The following is a 7,014-nucleotide window of genomic DNA, read 5'->3' as shown; positions in this document are numbered from 1 at the left end:
ATTTGCTTTTAGAATCCCCCACTTGAGCTTTGCGAAAGTGGTGGGAGTATGTCAATATTTATTGTCTTTACTCAGATGGGTTATAGTCCTGACAATATTATGCATTTGGCGTTAGGTACGTCACTTGCGACTATTATTGTGACGTCTATCAGCTCGTTAATGGCGCACAATAAAAAAGGCGCCGTCATGTGGCCTGTCTTCAAAAACCTAGCACCCGGTTTAGCGATAGGGTGCTTTTTAGGGGCAGGGATAGCAGGGCAGATATCTGGGTTATATCTTCAGCTTATTGTTGGTGTGTTTTTGCTGTGGGTCGCCTACAAGATGTTTAAGGGTGGCAAAAAGAAAGTCGCTGCAAACATGAATAGTGCTAGCAATACGGATTCGGCGGTTGACTCAACGCTGCCTTCAAAACCTAAGCAATTGGCAGCAGGCGGGGTTATTGGTGTTGCTTCTGCCATTTTCGGCATCGGCGGTGGCAGCTTAACCGTACCTTACCTTACTCGTTACGGTGTAGTGATGCAAAAAGCGGTTGGTACTTCGGCGGCGTGTGGTCTACCCATCGCGATTGCCGGTGCGTTAGGGTTTATGTTTTTTGGAATGAAGCAGCAAGTAGATGTGCCTAATACGATTGGCTTTGTCCACGTCTATGCCTTTTTGGGCATTAGTATCATGAGCTTTTTTACGGCAAAGATAGGCGCCAAGGTAGCTCATATACTGTCACCACAAATCTTAAAGAAATGCTTTGCCGTACTGTTGGTCGTTGTGGGTTTCTATTTTCTTTATAAAGCGCTGCGTTAAGTATTGGTAGCGGTGTCAGAGATAAAGGTCACGAACAGCATTGGTTCGTGACCTTTATTTTTAATGGCTTAGCTCCCGGCTATTATCATTAGTTACCAGGCATAGATACATAACCTGGCAACTGCTCTAGGCGATTCATCCATGCCTTAATATTGCTATAGCTGTCTATAGCAACCTCTCCTTCGTGTGCAATTGAAATATACGGATAAACTGCGCAGTCAGCAATAGTAGGACGGCTAGCTGCCAGCCAATTATGGTGAGCAAGATGATCGTCAATCAATGCTAGTATCTTATACGAACGCTCTAAAGATTGCGTTAAATCACCTTCAAAACCGAATTTTTTGATCAAACGTGCTACGTTAGGTCCGTGCTGTATCTCATTAGAAGCAACAGACAACCACTGCATCACATCAGCTTGCAGATGTGCTTCGCTAGGCCACCACGCTTCACCACCATACTTGTTGGCTAGGTACACCAGTATGGCTTGTGCATCTCTTAATATGACAGAGCCATCTTCTAAAACTGGGATTTCTCCCCACGGATTGAGTTTCAGCATGGCTTCTTTTTTATGTTCACCTTGCATAAAATCAATAGGCACGATGTCTAAAGGTATGTCGATCAGTGAGGCAAACAGCCTTACTTTATAACAGTTTCCAGATAGCTCTAAATCATATAGTTTCATGGTTTTTTCCCTCAGATAGTAGTTGATTAAATTCTAGTACATTTCCATCTGGATCACGGATAAACAAAGCGATCCTTCTTGACCCTAAATTTTTCGGACCTTCCGTAACTTCTATTCCTTCTGCAAAAAGCCAGCTTTGAAGCTCATTTATACCATCAATAATGAATGCCGGATGTGTCATACCGGGTTTTTTAATCACTTCATCGAGTAAAAGGTTTTTTCTGTTTTTTATCTTTGCTGCATTAAAAATAAGATTAATTCTTACACCTGCTGGTGTGATCATTTCGTTTGCTTCACCTTTAGGGATGCGATAGGTTTCTTTGAACCCAAGACGCTCATAGAACGTAATAGCTTCGCGTCTATTACTGACTCTAATGCCAACATGATCGTAGGCAAGCGCAACCTGTAAGTTTTTATGAGTTACATTGCTCATAAGGTGTTTCCTATATCAATGTTGATATATCCACTATGACACTTTGCCATTTAAAAGATAATACTGTAATTTTGATAATGATATTTTCAATAAATGAGACAGTTATGGACCGACTGCAAGCAATGTCTATGTTTATAAAAGTGGTGGAGGTTGGCAGTTTTTCTACAGCCAGCAAGGAATTGAACGTGCCATTGCCAACTCTAAGTAGAAAGATAGCTGAACTGGAAAACCAACTGGGCGTTCGTTTATTGCATAGAACCACCAGAAAGTTATCTTTGACAGACTCTGGAAGTGCCTATATAGAATCTTGTAAAAGAATATTGGAGCAGGTCGAAGAGGCAGAGGGTAGGGCAAAGGGGGAGTACTTAGAACCAAAAGGCGATTTGGTGATAACAGCGCCCATTATGTTTGGAAGGTTGCATGTGCTACCCATTGTTATTGAGTTCTTATCTTTATATCCAAATATAAACGTGCAGCTTTTATTATCGGATAGGAATGTGGATTTGTTCGAAGATGACGTAGACATGGCCATTAGAATAGGCACGTTGCCAGATAGTACGATGATAGGCACCCAAGTAGGAACGATGCGAGTTGTGACCTGTGCAAGTCAGCAGTTCCTGTTGAAACAGCCAGAACTAGCGTCACCTTACGACTTAACTCAACGCTCTTGTATATTGCTCAACACGGCAAAGACGACTCCTCACTGGCGTTACAATCTCCCAAACTCTGAGTCAACAGTACACATAGATATATTTCCTAGACTGATGGTTAATGATAGCGATTCTGCTGTTAAGGCTGCTGTAAAGAGCGTGGGTATCACGCAGCAATTACATTATCAAGTAAAGCGTTTTATAGATAATGGCGATCTAAAAATCATATTAAATGAGTTTGAACCTGATGCAGTTCCAATACACTTGCTGCATAAGACTCGAAAGTATTTGCCACAGAAAATGAAGGTTTTTTTAGAATTTATAGTACCAGCACTTACCAATAGCATTGGTGAGCTATCAGCTGCTAAATGGTTGGTCATTGGTTGTAGAAATACTCATAAGAAAGATATCTCCTATCCAATCAATAGTCTTGCTGAACTAATAAAATAGTCAGCGAATTACTAAACAGCTACGGCGTTATCCTTCTTAGGTGTACTGCTTGCACAATCTGCAGTCGGCTGCCTTGTACCTATTTTAGAATTCTTTGACTATAGTAGAAGAAGTATAAAACCGATACGATCGTATTATCGTGCTACTGACACACATTTTGCTTGTGTGCTGTATTCACAGAGGTTGCGAAACATTTATCCCAGTAGCACTGTAGCGATTTAAAAATACTTTGACTATATAAGACATGAAAGAGAGACTGTTGTTAATAGTCTCTCTTTAACATACCGTCAGTAAAGCACGATATGTGGTTCATTTTTTAGATACTTGCCGATGCGACAGCTGTTTTGTTGGATTTTATATTCCATGCGGCAACGACTAATACGATGATACCACCTGCTAAATCTGTCATCAGCTCAGGATAAATCAAGAGTAATGCACCGACCGCTAGTATGACACGAGCTATCGGGCTCATCACCCCTTTGAAGAAACCTTCAAGCGCAGAACTAAGCGCAATAACGCCCGTAACCGAGGTGATCACGACAACAATAATATCCATGACTGGTGGTAGTGGGAACTCTTTAGCAGTCACTGCCAATCCTGTCGGATCTATCATCAGCATTGTTGGGTTGTAGATGAACATAAAGGGAACAATGAATCCGGCTAATGCCAGTTTCAGCGACTGAAACCCTGTCTTCATAGGATCACCACCAGAGATACCAGCGCCTGCAAAGGCAGCCAAACATACAGGTGGGGTGATATTGGCAAAGATACCAAAATAGAAGACAAACATATGCGCCGCTAAGATAGGAATATCAAAACCAGCCAAAGCCGGTGCTGCCATGGTTGCAGTAATAATGTACGCGGGAATAGATGGCAAGCCCATGCCTAGTACCATTGAGGCGATCATGGTTAGGATTAGCGTGAGTAATAACGATCCTGCTCCTAGTGTAACGATAGATGAAGTCATCACTGTGCCAAAGCTGGTTAGACTCACCACGCCAATGATGATACCTACTACCGCACAGGCTGCCATGACAGCTAAAGATTGACGAGTACCAGATTCTAGTGCGCCCAGTACATCCTGAAAGCTCATCCGCGTCTCTTTGCGAAGCATACTCATGACAATGGTAAAACCAATCGTGTAAGCTGCTGCAAAGCCAACCGGAACCGATTCAGCCAACAGGTATACTAAGAAAACAATCGGCAATAGCATATGCCCACGGGCTTTTAACACTTCTTTCAGCTCAGGCAAGCTATCTTTAGCAATACCTTTGAGATCACGTCGACCTGCACGAAAGTGTACTTGAGCGATGACGCCTAAATAATAAAGAACCGCTGGCAATAGGGCTGCAAGCGCAATCGTGCTGTATTTGACCCCTGTGGTCTCCGCCATAATGAAAGCGCTCGCCCCCATGATCGGCGGCAAAACCTGACCACCAACCGAAGCACTTGCCTCTACGGCACCAGCAAAGTTTTTATGATAGCCGACTCGCTTCATTAAAGGGATAGTAAATGCACCAGTACCTACTACGTTGGCAACCGCTGCACCATTGATACTACCCATGAAACCGCTGGAGATGACCGCTACTTTTGCAGGCCCACCCTGTTTATGTCCTGCGAGCGCCAATGCTAAGTCGTTAAATAGCTGTCCCATACCTGATCGTGATAAAAACGCACCAAATAAGATAAACAAAAAGATAAAAGTAACAGAAGCACCGATGGCTGTAGAGTATAGACCCTCTGTTTTGAGATATAGCTGACCAAAAATATCACCCACATCGTAAGGTCGCGTGAGCAGGCGATCTGGCATGAAACCTAAGTGACTAAAGAAGGGATAAGCCAAGAACACCAGAGCAAACAAAGGCAGAATAAAGCCCGTGATACGCCGCGTACCTTCCAATACACACAAGACAGTAATGATTGAAAATAATATATCCCACTGATTAGGTATGCCACCGCGGACGGTAACGATATTTTGATACTCTATCAGTAGGTAGGCTACACCTGATAAAGACATGAAAAACAAAATCCAATCATACCAAGCGACTCGTTGACGAGAGGAACCTTTGGCCGCAGGATAAATCATAAAAATGAGAGCAAAACCTACGCCTACGTGAACGGAGCGTTGGAGTAATGCAGGCATCGGATTAAAGGTGATATATAAGTGAAATAGCGCATAAGCAATAGCGAGTGCTGACAACAACCAGCCCAATTTTTTGTTGCTAAGCTTACGAGTGATGGATTCTTTATCGAATTTTTCCAAAATTTCTTGCTGTTTTTCTGCAGAAGGGTTCGCAGAATCAGCCGATAAGTCTTCCTTATCACTTGGTGCTATAGGCGTGCTCATAGCAGGACTCCTGAAGTAGTAACTGCCATAAGGACAGCTTTTTGGGAACAAAATAAATAGTAGTATAGTCATCAACCCAGTTGTAAACAGGTAAGATGCCGTTTGTTATAATCACGTGTGCTTTGATGTTATGAGATACCATCCAGTTTAGATAGGGTAGGGATGTTTGGATACGGTATTGAATATAGTTTGGATAATCTTTACTGTTGTTGGATACGATTGTCTCAGTTGATGGAGTTCCTGCGCCAAAAGTTTGCATATAAGTATCGGTTAGTAAAAAATCATCAGATCGGACTTGATAACGCTCTATCCACCACTGCTTTTCTACAGAGTGTAACCATTTAATATCAAAAGAACTTTCTTCGATGTAGCAGGATTCCTGATTAAAGCTCAATACAGTTACCTGCTGACGCAAGACCCAGCCACTACCGATGATGATCAGCAATATCACGAATGTTACGACCATAAATAAACCAGTACCGCGCTCTACGCTGTACTGGTTTTTATGATTGCTCATCTATGATTTATCCAAGCTTATTGGCTTGCGGCTTGCTCATCGTAGTACTTCTGGGCACCAGGATGTATCGGGGCGACCATACCTTGTTGTGCGGTTTCTAAGCTAATACCACCTGCAGACTGATGCGCAGTTTTTAGTTTGTCCATACTCTCAAAGAAAGTTTTGGTCAGTTTGTAACCATCATCTTCTGATAAGTCTGAACGTACTACAAACGCATTCATGATAGCAGCGGTAGGTATGGCAGTTTCGTTGCCGTAAGTACCTGCAGGAATTTCTTTAGCAATGAAGTAGGACTGATCTTGTGCAATTCTTGCTATATTTTCAGGGCTAATACTTACTATCTGTAAATCGAAGCCTTGCTCTAACTCCATCAGTGAAGAGTTCGGTAAACCACTGGTTAAAAACGCCGCGTCAAGCTTACCCGATTTCAAGGCGTCTGCTGCTTCTGCATATCCCAAGTAATCAACTTCGACATCATCGTAGGTCATGTCAAAGCCATTAAGTAAGTTGCGAGCGTTAACTTCTACACCAGAGTTCTGTGCACCCACGGCGATACGCTTACCGCGTAAATCTTCGAAGCTCTCAATGCCTGAATCCTGCGAGGTAACAACCTGTACGTAATTGGGGTATAGAGTGGCGATCTGCTGAACATTCGTGATAGGACTGCTGAAGTTGTTCTCACCTTTGATAGCATCACTTAATACGTCGCTCATCAGAAAGGCCATTTCAACTTTTTCTTGGTTGAGTAAGTTGATGTTTTCGACCGAGGCTCCGGTGGTTTGGGTTTTAGAGTTAACACCATAAGTCGTATTGTAAGCTTCAGTAAGTGAGGTTCCAATAATATTATAAGGACCTGACGCACCACCGGTCGCAAGCGTAGCAAATTTAGTATCAAGTTGGTCGGCAGCTTCCGTGCTGGAGACTGAAGCATCATCCGAACAAGCCACAAGCGACATGCTAGTAGCAACAACTAGTCCAAGAAAAGATGCTTTAATAGTAGATTTCATGTTTCCCTCGTTTGAATATAGAGTAGCTTTACTTACAAAAGCTATTATTTTTTTCACAGATACGTAATCTTTTAATAGGGGCTGTATAGAATTCAAATCAGCGGCAGCCAGATAAAGACACAAGCGAGAA

7 protein-coding genes are annotated in these 7,014 nt (G+C 42.6%); 2 read left to right on the top strand and 5 right to left on the bottom strand.

Annotation, left to right across the window (positions count from 1 at the left end; all coding sequences use genetic code 11):
* Nucleotides 1-48 precede the first annotated feature (48 nt).
* Nucleotides 49-798: a sulfite exporter TauE/SafE family protein gene (locus tag EI164_RS13675; RefSeq protein WP_318779552.1), complete on the top strand. Its 750-nt coding sequence runs from the start codon at nt 49-51 to the stop codon at nt 796-798.
* A gap of 88 nt (nt 799-886) precedes the next feature.
* Here the strand turns inward: EI164_RS13675 and EI164_RS13670 are convergent, their stop codons facing one another.
* Both EI164_RS13670 and EI164_RS13665 read right to left on the bottom strand, forming a co-directional pair.
* Nucleotides 887-1,480: a glutathione S-transferase family protein gene (locus tag EI164_RS13670; RefSeq protein ID WP_192520484.1), complete on the bottom strand. Its 594-nt coding sequence runs from the start codon at nt 1,478-1,480 to the stop codon at nt 887-889.
* Nucleotides 1,467-1,913, bottom strand: coding sequence for a VOC family protein (locus tag EI164_RS13665; protein ID WP_192520483.1), 447 nt, complete (start codon nt 1,911-1,913; stop codon nt 1,467-1,469). Before EI164_RS13665 ends, EI164_RS13670 begins: the two co-directional genes overlap by 14 nt.
* Nucleotides 1,914-2,017: 104 nt before the next feature.
* Here EI164_RS13665 and EI164_RS13660 point away from each other — a divergent pair, with 104 nt between their 5' ends.
* Nucleotides 2,018-3,013, top strand: coding sequence for a LysR substrate-binding domain-containing protein (locus EI164_RS13660; RefSeq protein WP_192520482.1), 996 nt, complete (start codon nt 2,018-2,020; stop codon nt 3,011-3,013).
* A 316-nt stretch (nt 3,014-3,329) separates the two neighbouring features.
* Here EI164_RS13660 and EI164_RS13655 read toward each other — a convergent pair whose 3' ends face one another.
* Genes EI164_RS13655 through EI164_RS13645 form a run of 3 tightly spaced genes read right to left on the bottom strand, consistent with a single transcriptional unit; the run spans nt 3,330 to nt 6,884 of the window.
* Nucleotides 3,330-5,360 (bottom strand): TRAP transporter permease, encoded by a 2,031-nt coding sequence (locus EI164_RS13655; protein ID WP_192520481.1) that lies wholly within the window; start codon nt 5,358-5,360, stop codon nt 3,330-3,332.
* The gene (locus tag EI164_RS13650; RefSeq protein ID WP_192520480.1) at nt 5,335-5,877 is read right to left on the bottom strand and encodes a DUF1850 domain-containing protein; all 543 of its coding nucleotides are present in this window, start codon (nt 5,875-5,877) and stop codon (nt 5,335-5,337) included. The genes EI164_RS13655 and EI164_RS13650 overlap by 26 nt, the downstream gene beginning before the upstream one ends.
* Nucleotides 5,878-5,894: 17 nt before the next feature.
* Nucleotides 5,895-6,884: a TAXI family TRAP transporter solute-binding subunit gene (locus EI164_RS13645; RefSeq protein ID WP_192520479.1), complete on the bottom strand. Its 990-nt coding sequence runs from the start codon at nt 6,882-6,884 to the stop codon at nt 5,895-5,897.
* Nucleotides 6,885-7,014: the final 130 nt, after the last annotated feature.

This window comes from Psychrobacter sp. FME13, assembly GCF_014861395.1.
Taxonomy (GTDB): domain Bacteria; phylum Pseudomonadota; class Gammaproteobacteria; order Pseudomonadales; family Moraxellaceae; genus Psychrobacter.
This window is presented reverse-complemented; position numbering and strand designations above follow the sequence as displayed.